Raw genomic sequence first — 15,825 nt, forward strand, 5'->3', positions numbered from 1 at the left:
GCGCGGCGGGACTCAGCCGATCGGTGGTCGCAGCGGGGGGAAGGCGTGCGCGTGGGCCAGCTGCGTTGCGTCGGCGGACACAACTGGCGCGGCATCGGCCGGGTGCGCCATGGGCGCGGCCGCGGGCAGGGTCGCGACGCCGTGCTGCAGGCACAGCTCGAGGCAGCGTTCCAGGCAATCGCCGTCCATGGGCGACGGCGAGGCCGGTGCGGCGGGCGCGGCGGGCGCGGCACGGGCCTCCGTATCGATGTCGTGGCAATCCCCATGCGCCGCGGGCATCGCCGGCATGGCGGCGGTCGCGGGCGTGGCGGGCGTCTGGCTCGCGGGAGCGCTGGCGCGCGCCAGGTGCGTGGCCGCCATCGCCGGGGCGACGGTATCGACCAGCAGGCACAGGCACAGCAGCAGGCGGGACAGGAGCGACAGCACGCGGGCGGGGGATGGTCGGGAGCGCTCAGGATAGCGCAGGCCCTGGCTGGCCGATGCCGCGGCGGCCGGCGGACGGACATCTGGAGGCCGCTCGTTCAGACGATCCGGCCCGATGGGCGCAGGCGCGGCTCGTCGCGGTCGATGATGTGACGATGTCGCAATGTGGCGATGCGCACGGCGCTCGCGCGGACCGGTGAGGGCCCGGCCCGGGTATGGGCGGGTCGGGCCCCGGCCGGGGTTCCCGGCGCGGCCGTGCGGCGCAGCGCGTCGCGTCGGCCCCGAGCGGATAGAATCGCGGCTCCACCCGCATGGCGGGCGCCAGCCGCCGCCGTGCCTCCCTCGAGCGAGCCTGTCGATGCAGGTCGGCCAAGACAACGCGTGGCGTAGCATCGAAGCGGGCCATGTGCAGCCGCGCGTAGTGCTGCTGGCCGCCGTCGCCCTGATGCTGGCACTCGGACTCTGGCTGTCGCGCGGTGGGCATGGCGCGCCCGATGCGCCGTCCGCGCCGGGCGCTGCGGCCTCCGCGCCTGGCCGTCCGGCCGCGGCGACGATGATCGACGCGATCCCGGTCACGCCCCCACCCGCGTCGCGCGACGACGCCCGCCCCGACGGCATGCCGGCAACCGTCCGCCTGGCGCCGCCGCTCCGGCGCGGACTCGAAGCCGGCGACGACCTGTTCGCGTATGCGCAACAGCTGCAGCCGGCGCTGCGCGAGGGCGATCCCGAAGCCGCGTGGCTGATGAGCCGGGTGGTCGACTACTGCGCCGGCTACGCCACCGATCCGGCGGCATTCGCGCGCGACAGCGCGACCCTGGAGGCCGCGGGCTTCCCGGCCGTGGAGGCGATGAACGCCGCGCGCGCGCGGGTGGCGACGCGCTGCCGCCGCTTCACCCCGGGCGACGGGTTCTCGCCGGCGCGCGTGCGACAGCTGCGGATGCAGGCGGCGCAGGGCGGCAGCCTGCCGGCGGAGGCGGAACTGCTGGCGCGCGGCGAACCGGTCGCCACCTCCGACGACTATCCCGGAGCGCTGCTCGAGCGGATCGCGAGCGCGGGCGACCCCGCAGCTTTCGGAGCGCTGTCCACCGCGGTCGAGGTGCCGGACTGGCTGTCGCTGCTCGACCGCGACGTCGCGCCACAGTACCAGGCCGTCGTCTGGCAGCTGGCGGCGTGCCGGATGGGCGCCGACTGCGGGCCCGGGAGCACGCTGATGACCTCGTACTGCGTCAACGGCGGCATCTGTTCGCGCGACCCCTCCCAGGGGTTCGAGGCATTCGTGTACGACGCCGCGATCCCGCGGCAGAGCGTGGACCACGTCAGCGCCGCGGTGGATGCGCTGGTGGAGCGTTTCGGAGGAGCACCATGAAGTTCGAGATGACGAGACGCCGGTTCGCCGGCCTGTTCTGGCTGCTGCTGTTCGCGGTGTATTCGGTGGCCGCGATCGGGCTCACCGTGCTCGACGCGGGCGACGAGGCCTATGCGGACCTGTCGAAGGTGGCGGCGGTGACCGTGCACGCCAGCGAGGACATGCGCAACCTGGGCGCGGCGCAGATGGCGGCCGCCTACCGCGCCCAGAGCGGCGCGCCGTTCGCCTCGCTGGCGCCCGGCACCACGCTGCGGGTGGTCTGGCCGGACGGCTCGAGCGAGTATGTGGTGGTGACCAATCCCGCGGCCAGCGACGGCATCGTCCCCATCCCCGGCACACAGCGCGATGCGGCGGACCGGCCCTTGGACGGCCTGCGCGGCGAACCGCCCGCGGCGGGCGGCGCGGGGCGGCTGCTGCCGACGGACTAGCCGATCGAGAGTGCCTTGTCCTTGCGCTCGGCCAGGCGCTTTTCCAGATAGTGGATGTTCTGCCCGCCGGCCTGGAAGCCGGCGTCGGCCATGATCCGCTGCTGCAGCGGGATGTTGGTCCTGATCCCGTCGACCACCATCTCTGACAGCGCCACCCGCATGCGTGCGATCGCCTGTTCGCGGTCGGCGCCGTGCACGATCAGCTTGCCGATCATCGAATCGTAGTTCGGCGGCACGGTGTAGCCCTCGTAGATGTGCGAGTCCACGCGCACGCCGGGGCCGCCGGGCGAATGGAAATGCTGGATCAGGCCGGGCGAGGGCAGGAAGGTGTCCGGATCCTCGGCATTGATGCGGCATTCCACCGCGTGGCCGCGCAGCACCACGTCCTCCTGGCGGATCGAGAGCTTCTGGCCCGAGGCGATCTTGAGCTGCTCGCGGATCAGGTCGATGCCGGTGACCAGCTCGGTGACCGGGTGCTCGACCTGGATGCGGGTGTTCATTTCGATGAAGTAGAAGCGGCCGTCCTCGAACAGGAATTCGAACGTGCCGGCGCCGCGGTAGCCGATGCGGATGCACGCCTCCACGCACACCTTGCCGATCTCCGCGCGCAGTTCGGGCGTGATGCCAGGCGCCGGCGCTTCCTCGACCACCTTCTGGTGGCGGCGCTGCATCGAGCAGTCGCGCTCGCCCAGGTGGATCGCGTTGCCCTGGCCGTCGGCGAGCACCTGGATTTCCACGTGGCGCGGGTTCTCCAGGAACTTCTCCATGTAGACCATGTCGTTGCCGAACGCGGCCTTGGCTTCCTGCTTGGTGGTGGCGATGGCGTTGGCGAGCGCGGCCTCGGTATGGACCACGCGCATGCCGCGGCCGCCGCCGCCGCCGGCCGCCTTGACGATCACCGGATAGCCGATCTCGGCCGCGATCCTGACGTTGGTGGCGACGTCGTCGCCGAGCGGGCCGCCGCTGCCGGGCACGCAGGGCACGCCGGCCTCCTTCATAGCGCGGATCGCCTCGACCTTGTCGCCCATCAGGCGGATGGTCTCGGCCTTCGGGCCGATGAACACGAAGCCCGACTGCTCCACGCGCTCGGCGAAGTCGGCGTTCTCGCTGAGGAAGCCGTAGCCGGGATGGATCGCCTGCGCGTCGGTGACCTCGGCCGCGGCGATGATCGCCGGCATGTCGAGGTAGCTGCGGTTGGACGGCGCCGGGCCGATGCACACCGACTCGTCGGCCATCGCCACGTGCTTGAGGTTGCGGTCGACGGTCGAATGCACGGCAACCGTGCGGATGCCCAGCGCGTGGCACGCGCGCAGGATGCGCAGCGCGATTTCGCCGCGGTTGGCGATCACTACTTTATCGAGCATGGTCTGGTCTCAAGTCGTTCACCACACGGCCCATAGGCCTGCCGGCCCGCGGGCGTTCGCTACGTTGTCGGGCATGGAAGGTGCCAGATTGCGTCCCCCGGCCCACCGGCCTGCCGGCGACGGGCCTTCGCAGGCCCGCGGCTCGCGCCGCTCGCAAGCCCTGCTCACCCGATCACGAACAGCGGCTGGTCGAACTCGACCGGCTGGCCGCTCTCGACCGCGATCGCGAGCACGGTGCCCGAGGCGTCCGCCTCGATCGGGTTGAACATCTTCATCGCCTCGATGATGCCGAGCGTCTCGCCCGCCTTGACCTGCTGGCCGACGCTGACGAAGGCCGGCTTGTCCGGCGCCGGCGAGGCATAGAAGGTGCCGACCATCGGCGAGGTGACCACGTGCCCGGCGGGCAGGCCGCTGGCCGCAGGCTCGCCGCCCGGGCGCCCGCCGGTGGCGCTGTCGACCGGCGAGAGCATCGGCATCACCGGCTCGCCGCCGCGCGGGGACGCCGGCGCAGGGGCCGGCTGGGCGTAGACCATCTGCGGGCCGCCGGTCGGGTTGCGCGACAGGCGCACGGACTCCTCGCCCTCCTTGATCTCCAGTTCGGCGAGGTTGGATTCCTCGAGCAGGTCGATGAGCTTCTTGATCTTGCGCAAGTCCATGGCTGGCCTCGGTGTCGCGTCGGAAAGGAAAGGGAAGGGTCAGGCGTCCGCGGGCAGGCGGCGCAGCGCCGCGTCCAGGGCGTAGCGGTAGCTGTCCGCACCGAAGCCGCAGACCACGCCCAGCGCCTTGTCGCTGAGGTAGCTGTGCTGGCGGAAGGGCTCGCGCGCGTGCGGGTTCGACAGGTGGATCTCGATGAACGGCAGCGCCACCGCCGCCAGCGCGTCGCGGATCGCCACGCTGGTATGGGTGAAGGCGGCCGGGTTGATCAGGATGAACGCGGTGCCGTCGGTGCGGGCGGCCTGGATGCGGTCGACCAGCACGTGTTCGGCGTTGGACTGCAGGCACTCGAGCGCATGGCCGGCGGCGGTGGCGGTGGCCTGCAGGCCGGCGTCGATCCCGGCCAGGGTGTCGCGGCCGTAGACCTCCGGCTCGCGGGTGCCGAGCAGGTTGAGGTTGGGGCCGTGCAGGAGCAGCAGCTTGGCCATCGGGTCGGTTGCCGCGGAAACTGGCGCGCAGTCTGGCGCAAGCCCCGGATGGTGTCCAGTTCGGCGAAGTTGAGCGGAGTTCAGCGCGGTTGGAGCGGGGGCTCTAGGGCCGGCCGGTGGCCTTGGCCGCTCGCGCGATGCCGTCGGTCCGACGCCCTCGCGGGCCCGCCTGATGGCCCGGCAGCCGGCGCAGGGCCGGCGGGCGGTGCGCTTTCACAGGGCGGCCAGCACCCGCGCTTGCCCCGATGTCGATCCGTGGCGCCCGGGTTCGACGTCAAACGACTCCCGACGATCTCCCACCATGACCCAGCCGTCCGACGTCCTGTACTACTCCCACAACCTCAACCCCCGGGTCGCGGTGGCGGTCGCGCGCCACCTGCGGGCGCCGCTGCGCTACGTCCGCGCCGACCCGATGGGCCGCGAACGCGAGGCCTTCCGCCCGATCAACCCCAACACCCGGGTGCCGATCCTGGTCGAGCCGTCGCTGACCCTCTGGGAGACAGACGCGATCGCGATGCGCCTGGCCGCGCGCTTCGATCCGGACTTCTGGCCGCCGGCACGACGCGAGGAAGTGATGCTGTGGGTGAGCTGGAGCGCGCACCACTTCACCAGCGCCGGCGGCGTGCTGTATTTCGAGCACATCATCGTGCCGCGGTACCTCGACCGGGCACCGGACCACGCGGCGACCGCGGCGGCGGAGGCGGACTTCCGGACGTTCGCCGCGATCCTCGACGAGGCGCTGGCCGGGCGCCGCTGGCTGGTGGGCGATGCGCCGACCTACGCCGACTTCCGCGTCGCCTCGGCGCTGCCGTTCGCGGAAGCGGCGCGGCTGCCGCTCGAACCGTTCGCGCACATCCGACGCTGGCACGCGCAGCTGGAGGAATTCGACGCCTGGCGCGAGCCCTTCGCCGGCTTGGACTGACCGCTCAGGGCGCGGCCCAGCGGTCGATCTCGCCGTGCTCGAACGGGCCGATCTTCTGCTTGAGCAGGCGGCCGTCGGCCGAGACCAGGATCGAGTACGGCAGCACGCCCTGGGGGTTGCCCAGGCGCACGCCGGCATCGGCCGGGCCGGGCACGTCGATCGCCTGCGGGTAGTGCACCGGGATGCGGGCCAGGAACGCGCGCACCGCCTGCGGTTCGTCCAGGGCCAGGCCCAGCACCTGCACCCCGGCCTCGCCCTGGGCGCGGGCGTAGCGGTCGAGTTCGGGCATCTCCTTGATGCACGGCCCGCACCAGCTGGCCCAGACGTTGACCAGCAGCGGGCGGCCGGCGTAATCGCCGGGCAGGCGGACTTGGCCGCCGTCGAGCCGGTCCACCGCGACCGCCGGCAGCGCCTCGCCGCGGCGGGCGACGGCGCCGCCATCGGGCAGCGGCGGCGCGTTCGCGGTCAGCGCATCGTTGAGCACGCGCTGGCCGAGGTCGGTGCCCAGCAGGGGGCCGCCGCCGGTCGCGAGGATGCCGGCCACCAGGCCCAGGCCTCCCGCCACCAGGCCGGCCAGGACCACTTTCAGCGGGGTGATCTTCATTGCGCCGCGCGCCGCAGTGCCGAGACCACCACCGCATCGCTCAGCAGCGCCGGCAGCACCTCGCCCTCGCCACCGCCGGCGGGATAGACCACGTACAGCGGCACGCCGACCGCGCGATGGCGCTCGAGGAACGCGGCGATCGCGGGATCCGCATCGGTGTAGTCGCCGACCAGGTAGGTCGCATCGGCGGCCCGCAGCGCGTCGCGGAAGGCGGGCTGCGACAGGACCCGGCGCTCGTTGGCCTTGCAGGTCACGCACCAGTCCGCGGTCATGTTCACGAACACCACCCGGCCTTCGTCGCGCAGCGCCTGCAGCCGCGCCGGGGTCCACGCCTCGCGCTGCGCGTCGCCGGCCTCGATCGCCCGCGCGGGCGGGGTCAGCGTGTGCACCTTCCACACCGGGAACAGGGCCAGGGCCACCAGCAGCAGCGCCAGCGCGCGGCCGGCCATGCCGCCGGTCCAGCGGCGCCGCTCGTGCCACCACAGGCCCAGCGCGAACAGCGCCAGCCCGACCGCCACCAGGGCCATCGCGTCCACGCCGCGCTGCTGGCCGAGCACCCACAGCAGCCAGATCGCGGTCAGGTACATCGGGAACGCCAGCACCTGCTTGAGCGTTTCCATCCACGCACCCGGCCGCGGCAGCCGGTCGGCCAGCGCGGGCACCAGTCCGACCAGCAGGAACGGCAGCGCCAGGCCCAGGCCCAGCATCAGGAACACCGCCAGCGCCAGCAGCGGCGGGGCCGTGAAGGCGAACGCCAGCGCGCCGCCCATGAACGGCGCGATGCAGGGGCTGGCGACCACGCAGGCCAGCACGCCGGTGAAGAAATCGCCCGCCGGCCCGGTGCGCGACGCCAGCGACCGGCCGAGGTTGCCGAGCCCGCCGCCCAGCGTGAACACGCCCGACAGGCTCAGCCCGACCGCGAACATCACATACACCAGGGCCGCCACGAACCACGGCTGCTGCAGCTGGAAGCCCCAGCCCAGCGCCTGCCCGCCGGCGCGCAGCGCCAACACCAGCGCGCCGATCGCGGCGAACGCCACCAGCACGCCGAGCGTGTACCAGAGCGCGTGGCTGCGGGCGTGGGCGCGGCTTTCGCCGCTCTGCGCCAGGCCCAGCACCTTCAGCGACAGGATCGGCAGCACGCAGGGCATCAGGTTCAGCACCAGCCCGCCGAGCAGCGCCAGCAGCAGCGCGCCCAGCGCGCCGCCGGCCGGCAGGGCGACGCCGGGTGGACGCGTGCGGTCGGCGTTGTCGGCGGAGGCGTCGGGTGCGAATGCCGCCTCGCGCGCGTTCGCGGCAGCGGATCCCGCGGCAGGCGGTGCGTCGGCCGCGTCGGTCGCATCGAGGCGGCCGGCGTCGCGTCCTGCGTCCGCACCGGTGGAGGTTTCGGCGGAGGCATCGGCGTCGGCGGACATGCCGGCCGCCGGGTCCGCCTCGGCTGCCGCTGCCGTCGGGTCGCCCGCCACCGCCGTTCCCGCTGGCAGCGCCACCTCCACCGTCCGCGTCATCGGCGGATAGCAGATGCCCTCGTCCTGGCAGCCCTGGAAGGTCGCGGTCAGCCGCACGCGGACGGGGTCGGCGCTGGCGCGGCGCAGCGGCAGCGGCACGTCGACCTGGTCGAAGTACACCACCACCTCGCCGAAGTGCTCGTCGCGGTGGGCGACGCCGTCCGGCCATCGCGGCGCACCGGCGCGGCTGCCGTCGGGCGCTGCGACCTCGAAGCGGCTGCGGTCGCGGTAGAGGTAGTAGCCGGGCGCGGGGGTGAAGCGCAGCAGCAGCCCGTCGCCGCCGTCGGCGATGGCCTCGAACCCGAACGCCTGCTCCGGTGGCAGCGGCAGGGCCTGCGCGCGGCCGGCGGCATCGGTGCCGGTCAGCGGCGTCGCCGCCGCGCCCGGCGTTCCGGACAGCGCGCGGCCCAGCGCCGCGAAGCCCGGGTCGCGCGGAGTGGCGCCGCCGGGGTCGCGGGCCAACCCGGCGCCCGCCGCGGCCGCGTCGGCCGCGGGAAGGCGCACCTGGACGGTCCGCGTCTGCGGCGGATAGCAGATGCCCAGGTCCGCGCAGCCCTGGTATTTCACTTCCAGCGTGAGCGCCGTGGTGCCGTCGGCGGGAGCGCCGGTGAACACCGCCACCAGCTGCTGCCGATAGGTCTCGACCTCGCCGAAGAACTCGTCCACATGCCGCTTGCCGGCCGGCAGCTGCAGAGGATTGGACTTGAACCCGCCGCCGGTCTCGCGCACCGAGGTGCGGTGGCGGTAGAGGTAGTAGCCCTCGGCGATGGTCCACTCGATCTCCACCCGGTCGCGTGCCGTGGCGCGCGCCTCCAGCGCGAAGGCCTGGTCGACGGGCAGCAAGTCGCTCTGGTCGACAGCGGCCGCCGGCAGCGCCGCCAGCAGCAGCGCCAGCGGGGCGAGCAGGCGCCAGGCGCGGCCCGGGATCGGGTTCAATCGTTCGCTCCGGTACGGGTTTCGGCGGCGATCCAGTCCAGGTAGGCCGGCAGGCCGCCGCTGATCTCGACCGCCACCACTTCCGGAAGTTCATACGGATGCAGCGCCTGCACCTGCCGCGTCAACGCGTCGAGGCGCGCGCGCACGGTCTTGGCTACCAGCAGCACTTCGTCGGCCTGTTCCACCTTGCCCTGCCAGCGGTAGACCGAGGTGATGCCGGGAAGCACGTTCACGCACGCGGCCAGGCGCGCCTCGACCAGCGCATCGGCGATGCGGCGCGCGCTGGCGGCGTCGGGGCAGGTGCACAGGCAGGCGATTGCGGTCACGGTGGGCGGTACGCAGGCGGGGGCGATAGGGTAGCCGACGGCGCCACGAGGGGGCCGCGCGCAGGAACCGCACCCATGCGGGACGTGCCGCACGGCGCCGGCCGGGGCCGCGATCGTACGCACCGCAACACTGCGTGCCGCCGTGCGCCGGCCGCGGCCGATGCGCGCCGTCGCGGCCTTCCGTATCCTTCCGCGGTCCCCCTTCCACCGGTTTCCCCATGCCGCGATCGATTCCGCGCGCCGCGCGCCTGCCCGCCCTGCTGTCGCTGCCACTGCTGTGCGCCCTGAGTGCCGGGGCCGCGGCGCAACAGGTGGAGGTCGGCGCCGGCATCTCGTTCACCCGCGACAACGAGGACACGCCGGTGGTTTCGGTGGCCTGGCTGCCGGCCTGGCGCGAGTTCCGCGGCGGCATGCTGCACTGGGAGCTGGGCGCGATGCACGTGCGCGGGCGCAGCGATTCGGACTACGACAACGGCGACGACGTCACCGTGTTCCATGGCGGCCTGCGCTACGAACGGCCCAGCGGCCTGGTCGGCGGGTTCGGCGTGGGCGTGCAGAGCGGGGAGACCGATGCGCTGTCGGGCTCGCCGCAGTTCATCAGCACCGTCGGCTGGCAGTGGGGCCGGTTCTCGCTGCTGGCCCGGCACATTTCCAACGCCAGCCTGCACCAGCCCAACGACGGCGAGACGATGCTGCAGGCGGCCTGGCGCTTCTAGCGCCGGGCGCGATCAGGCGCCGACGTAGCGGCGCGGTACCCGCTTGAGGCCGGTGAGCAGGCGGTAGGGGCTGTTGCCGCTACGCGCGGCCACCTCGGCCACCGGCAGCCGCGGGCCCCACAGTTCGACCGCGCTGCCCAGGCCCGCCTGCGGGTGGTCGGTCAGGTCGACGGTGAGCATGTCCATCGACACGCGTCCGATCAGCTCCCCCGCGCGGCCGTCGATGATCACCGGCGTCCCCGAGGTGGCGTACTGCGGGTAGCCGTCGGCATAGCCGGCGGCCACCACGCCCACGCGCGTGGGCCGGGTGGTGGTGAAGGTGCCGGCGTAGCCGATCGGTTCGCCCGCCGCCAGCTCGCGCACTGCGATCACCTTCGATTCGAGCGTCATCACCGCGCGCAGGGTGTCGGCTTCGGCGCGCGGGGCGTCGAGCATGTGCGAGCCGTAGAGCATCAGCCCCGGGCGCACCCAGTCGCGCCGAGCGGTGGGCCACGCCATCAGCCCGGCCGAGTTGGACAGGCTGGCGGGAGTGTCGGCGGGCAGCTGCGATAGCGCGGCGTCGAACACCGCGATCTGGTCGCGCGTGCTGGCGTGGGACAGTTCGTCGGCGCGCGAGAAGTGGGTCATCGCCACCAGGCGATCGATCCACGGCAGCGCCTGCAGGCGCCGCCAAGCCAGGAGGTATTCGTCCGGCGACAGGCCGAGGCGGTGCATGCCCGAATCGAGCTTGAGCCAGACGGTCCAGGGACGCGCGGCGCGATGGCGCTCGAGCAGGTCCACCTGCCAGGGCGAGGCGACCACGGTCCACAGGTCGTGCCGTTCGACCAGCGCCAGCTCGTCGGCGTCGAACACGCCCTCCAGCAACAGCACGGGCGCGCGGATGCCGGCCTCGCGCAGCTCCAGCGCTTCCTCGATGCAGGCCACGCCGAAACCGTCGACCTCCGGTTCCAGCGCGCGCGCGCAGGCGACCGCGCCGTGGCCGTAGGCATCGGCCTTGACCACGGCCAGCGCGCGGCCGCCGCCGAGCGCGCGCGCATGGCGATGGTTGTGGCGCAGGGCGTCGAGATCGATGGTGGCGCGGGCGGGACGCATCAGCGCAGGCCCGTGGGTCGCGGCCAGGGACGGGCATAGCGGGTGATGTCCAGCCCCTCCGGATCGATTGCCGGGGTGCGGCCGTCGATCAGGTCGGCCAGGTACGACGCCGAGCCTGCGGCCATGGTCCAGCCCAGGGTGCCGTGGCCGGTGTTGAGCCACAGGTTGCGGTAACGGGTGGCGCCGACCACCGGCGGGCCGTCGGGCGTGGACGGGCGCAGGCCGGTCCAGAATTCGGCGCGCGCCAGGTCGCCGCCGTCGGGATAGAGGCTGCGCACCACCATTTCCAGGGTCTCGCGCCGGCGCTGCGGCAGGCTCAGGTCGTAGCCCGACACTTCCGCCATGCCGCCCACGCGGATGCGCTGGTCGAAGCGGGTGATCGCCACCTTGTAGCTCTCGTCGAGCACGGTCGAGTGCGGCGCCAGCTCCGGGCGCGTGATCGGGATCGTCAGCGAGTAGCCCTTGAGCGGATATACCGGCAGGTCGATGCCGACCGGCGCCAGCAGCCGTGGCGACCAGCTGCCCAGCGCCAGCACGTAGGCGTCCGCGGTCTCGGTGCGGCCGTCGATGCGCACGCCGGTCAGCCGGTCGCCCGACACCAGCAGCGCCTCGACGCGTCGGCCGAAGCGGAATTCGACGCCGGCCTCGGCCGCGCGCGCCGCGAGGCGGATGGTGAACAGATGGCAGTCGCCGGTCTCGTCGCCGGGCAGGCGCAGGGCGCCGGCCAGGCTGCCCTGCATCTGCGCCAGCGCCGGTTCGACCCGGACGATGCCGTCGCGATCGAGCAGTTCGTGCGGTACCCCGTACTCGCGCAATACGGCGATGTCGCGCGCGGCGCCGTCGAGCTGGGCCTGGGTGCGGAACAGCTGGGTGGTGCCGAGCGTGCGCTGCTCGTACTCGATCCCGGTCTCGCGGCGCAGTTCGCCCAGCTGGTCGCGGCTGTATTCGGCCAGACGCACCATGCGCGCCTTGCTCACCGCATACCGGTGGTGGGTGCAGTTGCGCAGCATCCGCCACAGCCAGCGGTACTGCGCGGGATCGCCCGTGGGCCGGATCGCCAGCGGCGCGTGGCGCGAAAGCAGCCACTTCACCGCCTTGAGCGGGATGCCGGGCGCGGGCCAGGGCGAGGCGTAGCCGGGCGAGACTTGGCCGGCATTGGCGAAGCTGGTTTCCAGCGCCGGGCCCCCGGCACGGTCCACCACGACCACCTCGTGGCCCTGTCGCCGCAGCGCCCACGCGCTGGTCACGCCGATCACGCCGGAACCCAGGATCAGGATGCGCATCGCCTGTTCTCTCGCCCCACGCCGGTGGATGGAAGGTGGAAGTCCGCTCACTCTGTACCGCTGGCCCGCAGGCCGCGCGAACACCGCAGGCAACCTCGCGCCTGCGCTCGGGGGATTCCGGGGCGCCGCCGCGATGGCCGTGGCATTCCCCAGTATAGGAAGACGATTCCAGTCGATTCGCCTGATATCGAGGCGTTTGGCAGGTAATATTCCTGCATAAACCGGTCTGGACAGGGACCATGAAGTCGCGCGAACTCGACCGCATCGACCGCCGCATCCTGCGCATCCTTCAGCAGGAAGGACGTATCCCCTTCACCGAGCTGGGCGAACGCGTGGGGCTGTCGACCACGCCCTGCACCGAGCGCGTGCGCAGGCTCGAGCGCGACAGGGTGATCACCGGCTACCACGCGCGCCTGGCGCCGGCCTCGGTGAAGGCGGGGCTGCTGGTGTTCGTGGAGATCAGCCTGGCCTACAAGTCCGGCGACATCTTCGAGGAGTTCCGGCGGGCGGCGCTGAAGCTCCCCAACGTGCTCGAGTGCCACCTGGTGTCGGGACACTTCGACTACCTGATCAAGGCGCGGATCTCGGAGATGGCCTCGTACCGCAAGCTGCTCGGCAGCACCCTGCTCACGCTGCCGCACGTGCGCGATTCCCGCAGCTACATCGTCATGGAAGAGGTGAAGGAGACGCTGGAGCTGCCGGTGGGGGATTAGGGGCAGCTCGTCGCTTTGCATGCGGGTCGAATACCAGGGCGATGCACTCGGAGCTCCATTGCCGAGGCACTGAACTCGGTGCGGGTGCGACGCGTGGTCGCGCGATGCGGGGCTTCGCGCTCGGCATCTGTCGTTGACGTGTCGTTTGTTCTGGTGCGCCCGATCGGTGAAGTTGCGACCTCCGTGCGAGGCGGCGATCTGACGGGCCGCGCCGCGGCCGGCGGGCTTCCGCGGCGAACGTCCCCCGGCCTCCGCCTGTCGGCGAAGGCCTCCTCCTTGATTTCGCCGCAAAAGCCCGCCGGCCCCAACGCGGCTCGGCTGACGGACGGATCCGCGAGCGGAGCGCGGGGAAATCGGCCAAAGGCAGGTAGTTAGCGCGCGCGTACCTGATGCGGGCGGCGGGATCCTGCTCCGCCGGGGACGGGTGTCTCCGGGGGCGAAATCAAGGAGGAGCCGCCGGCCGCTGGCCGGCGGCGGGGGACATTCGCCTCCGGAGGCGCCCGTCCCCGGCGCCCCCACCCAGGTTCGGCATCCACGCCGTCGCGCGCCACAGGACGGCCGTGCCGACGTCCCCTGCCTGCTCCAGGGTCGGTCCGCCAGGCCCGACGTTCGCCGGCCGGCCAGGGGCGTCGCGAAGTGGCGCGCGGGGAGCGGGGAGCGGGGCCAGCAGGCCTGGATGTCGGCGCGGCCGCCTGTCCAACGCGCGGCGCCTGCCTCTTCGCCTGGCGAGGGGCCGCAGCATGGCGCGAAGAATTTTCTTCACCCGCCCTTGAAAGCCCATGTGGGCCGCCCCATGTTCCGCGCACCTCCCGGTCCGTCCGGGATTTTCGCGCCAGCGTTGCTGGCACTCGCCTGGGGCGAGTGCTAACATCGCCGCCCCTTTACCTGTGCAATCAATCACTTGCGAGGATTGAACATGAGCAACATCAAGCCGCTGTACGACCGCGTGGTCATCAAGCGCATGGAAGAAGAAAAGATGTCCGCCGGCGGGATCGTGATCCCCGACTCGGCCACCGAGAAGCCCATCAAGGGTGAAGTCGTCGCCGTGGGCGAGGGCAAGGTGCTCGACAACGGCAACGTGCGCGCCCCCAAGGTCAAGGCCGGCGACAAGGTGCTGTTCGGCAAGTACAGCGGCACCGAGGTCAAGCTCGACGGCACCGACTACCTGGTGGTGAAGGAAGACGACATCTTCGCGATCCTCGGCTGATCGCCGACCGCGACGGGCGTCGACGCCGGCGCGGGAATCGACCGGAGCGCGATGCGCCGGTTGTCCCGAAGCCCTGAACCCGCCGCCCAGCTTTTTTCCGACCCCAATCCCCAAACCAAATTCCGGAGTCAGCAACCATGTCCGCCAAGGAAATCCGTTTCGGTGAGGATGCGCGCGCCAAGATGGTGCGCGGCGTCAACACGCTCGCCAATGCCGTCAAGGCCACCCTCGGCCCGAAGGGCCGCAACGTCGTGCTCGAGAAGAGCTTCGGCGCCCCCACCATCACCAAGGACGGCGTGTCCGTCGCCAAGGAAATCGAGCTTGCCGACAAGTTCGAGAACATGGGCGCGCAGATGGTGAAGGAAGTCGCCTCCAAGACCTCCGACAACGCCGGCGACGGCACCACCACCGCCACCGTGCTGGCGCAGGCGCTGATCCGCGAGGGTTCCAAGGCGGTCGCCGCCGGCATGAACCCGATGGACCTCAAGCGCGGCATCGACCAGGCCGTCAAGGCCGCGGTGCAGGAGCTGAAGAACATCTCCAAGCCCACCGCCGACGACAAGGCGATCGCCCAGGTCGGCACCATCTCCGCCAACTCCGACGAGTCGATCGGCAACATCATCGCCGACGCGATGAAGAAGGTCGGCAAGGAAGGCGTGATCACGGTCGAGGAAGGCTCGGGCCTGGACAACGAACTCGACGTGGTCGAGGGCATGCAGTTCGACCGCGGCTACCTGTCGCCGTACTTCATCAACAACCAGCAGTCGATGTCGGCCGAGCTGGATGATCCCTTCATCCTGCTGCACGACAAGAAGATCTCCAATGTGCGCGACCTGCTGCCCGTCCTCGAGGGCGTGGCCAAGGCCGGCAAGCCGCTGCTGATCGTCGCCGAGGAAGTCGAGGGCGAAGCGCTGGCGACCCTGGTGGTCAACACCATCCGCGGCATCGTCAAGGTGTGCGCCGTCAAGGCCCCGGGCTTCGGCGACCGTCGCAAGGCGATGCTGGAAGACATGGCCGTGCTGACCGGCGGCACCGTGATCTCCGAGGAAGTCGGCCTGCAGCTCGAGAAGGCGACCATCAACGACCTCGGCCGCGCGAAGAAGGTGCAGGTCTCCAAGGAGAACACCACCATCATCGACGGCGCCGGCGAGACCTCCGGCATCGAAGCCCGCATCAAGCAGATCAAGGCGCAGATCGAGGAGACCTCCTCGGACTACGACCGCGAGAAGCTGCAGGAGCGCGTGGCCAAGCTGGCCGGCGGCGTGGCGGTGATCAAGGTCGGCGCTTCGACCGAGATCGAGATGAAGGAAAAGAAGGCGCGCGTCGAAGACGCCCTGCACGCCACGCGTGCGGCGGTGGAAGAAGGCGTGGTGCCGGGCGGCGGCGTGGCGCTGGTGCGCGCGCTGCAGGCGATCGGCGAGCTCAAGGGCGCCAACGAAGACCAGACCCACGGCATCCAGATCGCCCTGCGCGCGATGGAAGCGCCGCTGCGCGAGATCGTGACCAACGCCGGCGAAGAGCCCTCCGTGATCGTGAACAAGGTCAAGGACGGCTCGGGCAACTACGGCTACAACGCCGCCAACGGCGAGTTCGGCGACATGATCGAGTTCGGCATCCTGGACCCGACCAAGGTCACCCGTTCGGCGCTGCAGAACGCGGCCTCGATCGCCGGCCTGATGATCACCACCGAAGCGATGGTGGCGGAGCTTCCGAAGAAGGAAGAGCCGCACGCCCACGGCGGCGGCGGTGGCATGGGCGGCATGGGCGGCATGGATTTCTGATCCGCGCCCGGCGC

At 71.8% G+C, this 15,825-nt stretch carries 16 protein-coding genes; 7 read left to right on the forward strand and 9 right to left on the reverse strand.

Going from position 1 to position 15,825, the window contains the following annotated elements:
- Window positions 1-12: 12 nt before the first annotated feature.
- Window positions 13-426, reverse strand: coding sequence for a CopL family metal-binding regulatory protein (locus QFW80_RS14005; protein WP_280602593.1), 414 nt, complete (start codon window positions 424-426; stop codon window positions 13-15).
- 403 nt (window positions 427-829) lie between these two features.
- On the opposite strand from QFW80_RS14005, the gene QFW80_RS14010 reads away from it, so the two are divergent.
- The gene (locus QFW80_RS14010; RefSeq protein WP_280602594.1) at window positions 830-1,789 is read left to right on the forward strand and encodes a hypothetical protein; all 960 of its coding nucleotides are present in this window, start codon (window positions 830-832) and stop codon (window positions 1,787-1,789) included.
- Complete coding sequence (locus tag QFW80_RS14015; protein WP_280602595.1) at window positions 1,786-2,217, forward strand: hypothetical protein; 432 nt, start codon at window positions 1,786-1,788, stop codon at window positions 2,215-2,217. Before QFW80_RS14010 ends, QFW80_RS14015 begins: the two co-directional genes overlap by 4 nt.
- On the opposite strand, the gene accC is transcribed toward QFW80_RS14015, so the two are convergent.
- The 3 genes from accC to aroQ all read right to left on the reverse strand — a co-directional run bounded on the left by accC (window position 2,214) and on the right by aroQ (window position 4,723).
- Complete coding sequence (gene accC, locus QFW80_RS14020) at window positions 2,214-3,581, reverse strand: acetyl-CoA carboxylase biotin carboxylase subunit (protein ID WP_280602596.1); 1,368 nt, start codon at window positions 3,579-3,581, stop codon at window positions 2,214-2,216. The genes QFW80_RS14015 and accC overlap by 4 nt on opposite strands.
- Window positions 3,582-3,745: 164 nt before the next feature.
- A complete protein-coding gene (gene accB / locus QFW80_RS14025; protein ID WP_280602597.1) occupies window positions 3,746-4,237 on the reverse strand; it encodes an acetyl-CoA carboxylase biotin carboxyl carrier protein in 492 nt (163 codons plus the stop codon).
- A gap of 39 nt (window positions 4,238-4,276) precedes the next feature.
- On the reverse strand, window positions 4,277-4,723 hold the full coding sequence (gene aroQ / locus QFW80_RS14030; protein WP_280602598.1) for a type II 3-dehydroquinate dehydratase: 447 nt from the start codon (window positions 4,721-4,723) through the stop codon (window positions 4,277-4,279).
- Between the two features lie 301 nt (window positions 4,724-5,024).
- Here aroQ and QFW80_RS14035 point away from each other — a divergent pair, with 301 nt between their 5' ends.
- Entirely contained in the window at window positions 5,025-5,645 is a 621-nt protein-coding gene (locus QFW80_RS14035; RefSeq protein WP_280602599.1) for a glutathione S-transferase family protein, read from the forward strand.
- A gap of 4 nt (window positions 5,646-5,649) precedes the next feature.
- On the opposite strand, the gene QFW80_RS14040 is transcribed toward QFW80_RS14035, so the two are convergent.
- Genes QFW80_RS14040 through cutA form a run of 3 tightly spaced genes read right to left on the reverse strand, consistent with a single transcriptional unit; the run spans window position 5,650 to window position 9,019 of the window.
- Window positions 5,650-6,249 carry a TlpA family protein disulfide reductase gene (locus QFW80_RS14040; RefSeq protein WP_280602600.1) on the reverse strand — a complete coding sequence of 200 codons (600 nt, stop codon included), beginning with the start codon at window positions 6,247-6,249 and terminating at the stop codon, window positions 5,650-5,652.
- Window positions 6,246-8,693, reverse strand: coding sequence for a protein-disulfide reductase DsbD family protein (locus QFW80_RS14045; RefSeq protein ID WP_280602601.1), 2,448 nt, complete (start codon window positions 8,691-8,693; stop codon window positions 6,246-6,248). Before QFW80_RS14045 ends, QFW80_RS14040 begins: the two co-directional genes overlap by 4 nt.
- Window positions 8,690-9,019, reverse strand: coding sequence for a divalent-cation tolerance protein CutA (gene cutA, locus QFW80_RS14050; protein WP_280602602.1), 330 nt, complete (start codon window positions 9,017-9,019; stop codon window positions 8,690-8,692). The genes QFW80_RS14045 and cutA overlap by 4 nt, the downstream gene beginning before the upstream one ends.
- 218 nt (window positions 9,020-9,237) lie before the next feature.
- Here cutA and QFW80_RS14055 point away from each other — a divergent pair, with 218 nt between their 5' ends.
- Entirely contained in the window at window positions 9,238-9,735 is a 498-nt protein-coding gene (locus tag QFW80_RS14055) for an acyloxyacyl hydrolase (RefSeq protein ID WP_280602603.1), read from the forward strand.
- Between the two features lie 12 nt (window positions 9,736-9,747).
- Here QFW80_RS14055 and alr read toward each other — a convergent pair whose 3' ends face one another.
- The gene (gene alr / locus QFW80_RS14060) at window positions 9,748-10,827 is read right to left on the reverse strand and encodes an alanine racemase (protein WP_280602604.1); all 1,080 of its coding nucleotides are present in this window, start codon (window positions 10,825-10,827) and stop codon (window positions 9,748-9,750) included.
- Window positions 10,827-12,110 (reverse strand): D-amino acid dehydrogenase, encoded by a 1,284-nt coding sequence (locus tag QFW80_RS14065; RefSeq protein WP_280602605.1) that lies wholly within the window; start codon window positions 12,108-12,110, stop codon window positions 10,827-10,829. The genes alr and QFW80_RS14065 overlap by 1 nt, the downstream gene beginning before the upstream one ends.
- 239 nt (window positions 12,111-12,349) lie before the next feature.
- On the opposite strand from QFW80_RS14065, the gene QFW80_RS14070 reads away from it, so the two are divergent.
- The 3 genes from QFW80_RS14070 (at window position 12,350) to groL (ending at window position 15,811) form a co-directional block, all read left to right on the forward strand.
- Complete coding sequence (locus QFW80_RS14070; protein WP_280602606.1) at window positions 12,350-12,823, forward strand: AsnC family transcriptional regulator; 474 nt, start codon at window positions 12,350-12,352, stop codon at window positions 12,821-12,823.
- Between the two features lie 916 nt (window positions 12,824-13,739).
- On the forward strand, window positions 13,740-14,030 hold the full coding sequence (groES, locus tag QFW80_RS14075) for a co-chaperone GroES (protein WP_280602607.1): 291 nt from the start codon (window positions 13,740-13,742) through the stop codon (window positions 14,028-14,030).
- Window positions 14,031-14,167: 137 nt separating this feature from the next.
- On the forward strand, window positions 14,168-15,811 hold the full coding sequence (groL, locus tag QFW80_RS14080) for a chaperonin GroEL (RefSeq protein ID WP_280602608.1): 1,644 nt from the start codon (window positions 14,168-14,170) through the stop codon (window positions 15,809-15,811).
- Window positions 15,812-15,825 lie beyond the last annotated feature (14 nt).

It is taken from the genome of Luteimonas rhizosphaericola (assembly GCF_029888045.1).
GTDB lineage: Bacteria > Pseudomonadota > Gammaproteobacteria > Xanthomonadales > Xanthomonadaceae > Luteimonas > Luteimonas rhizosphaericola.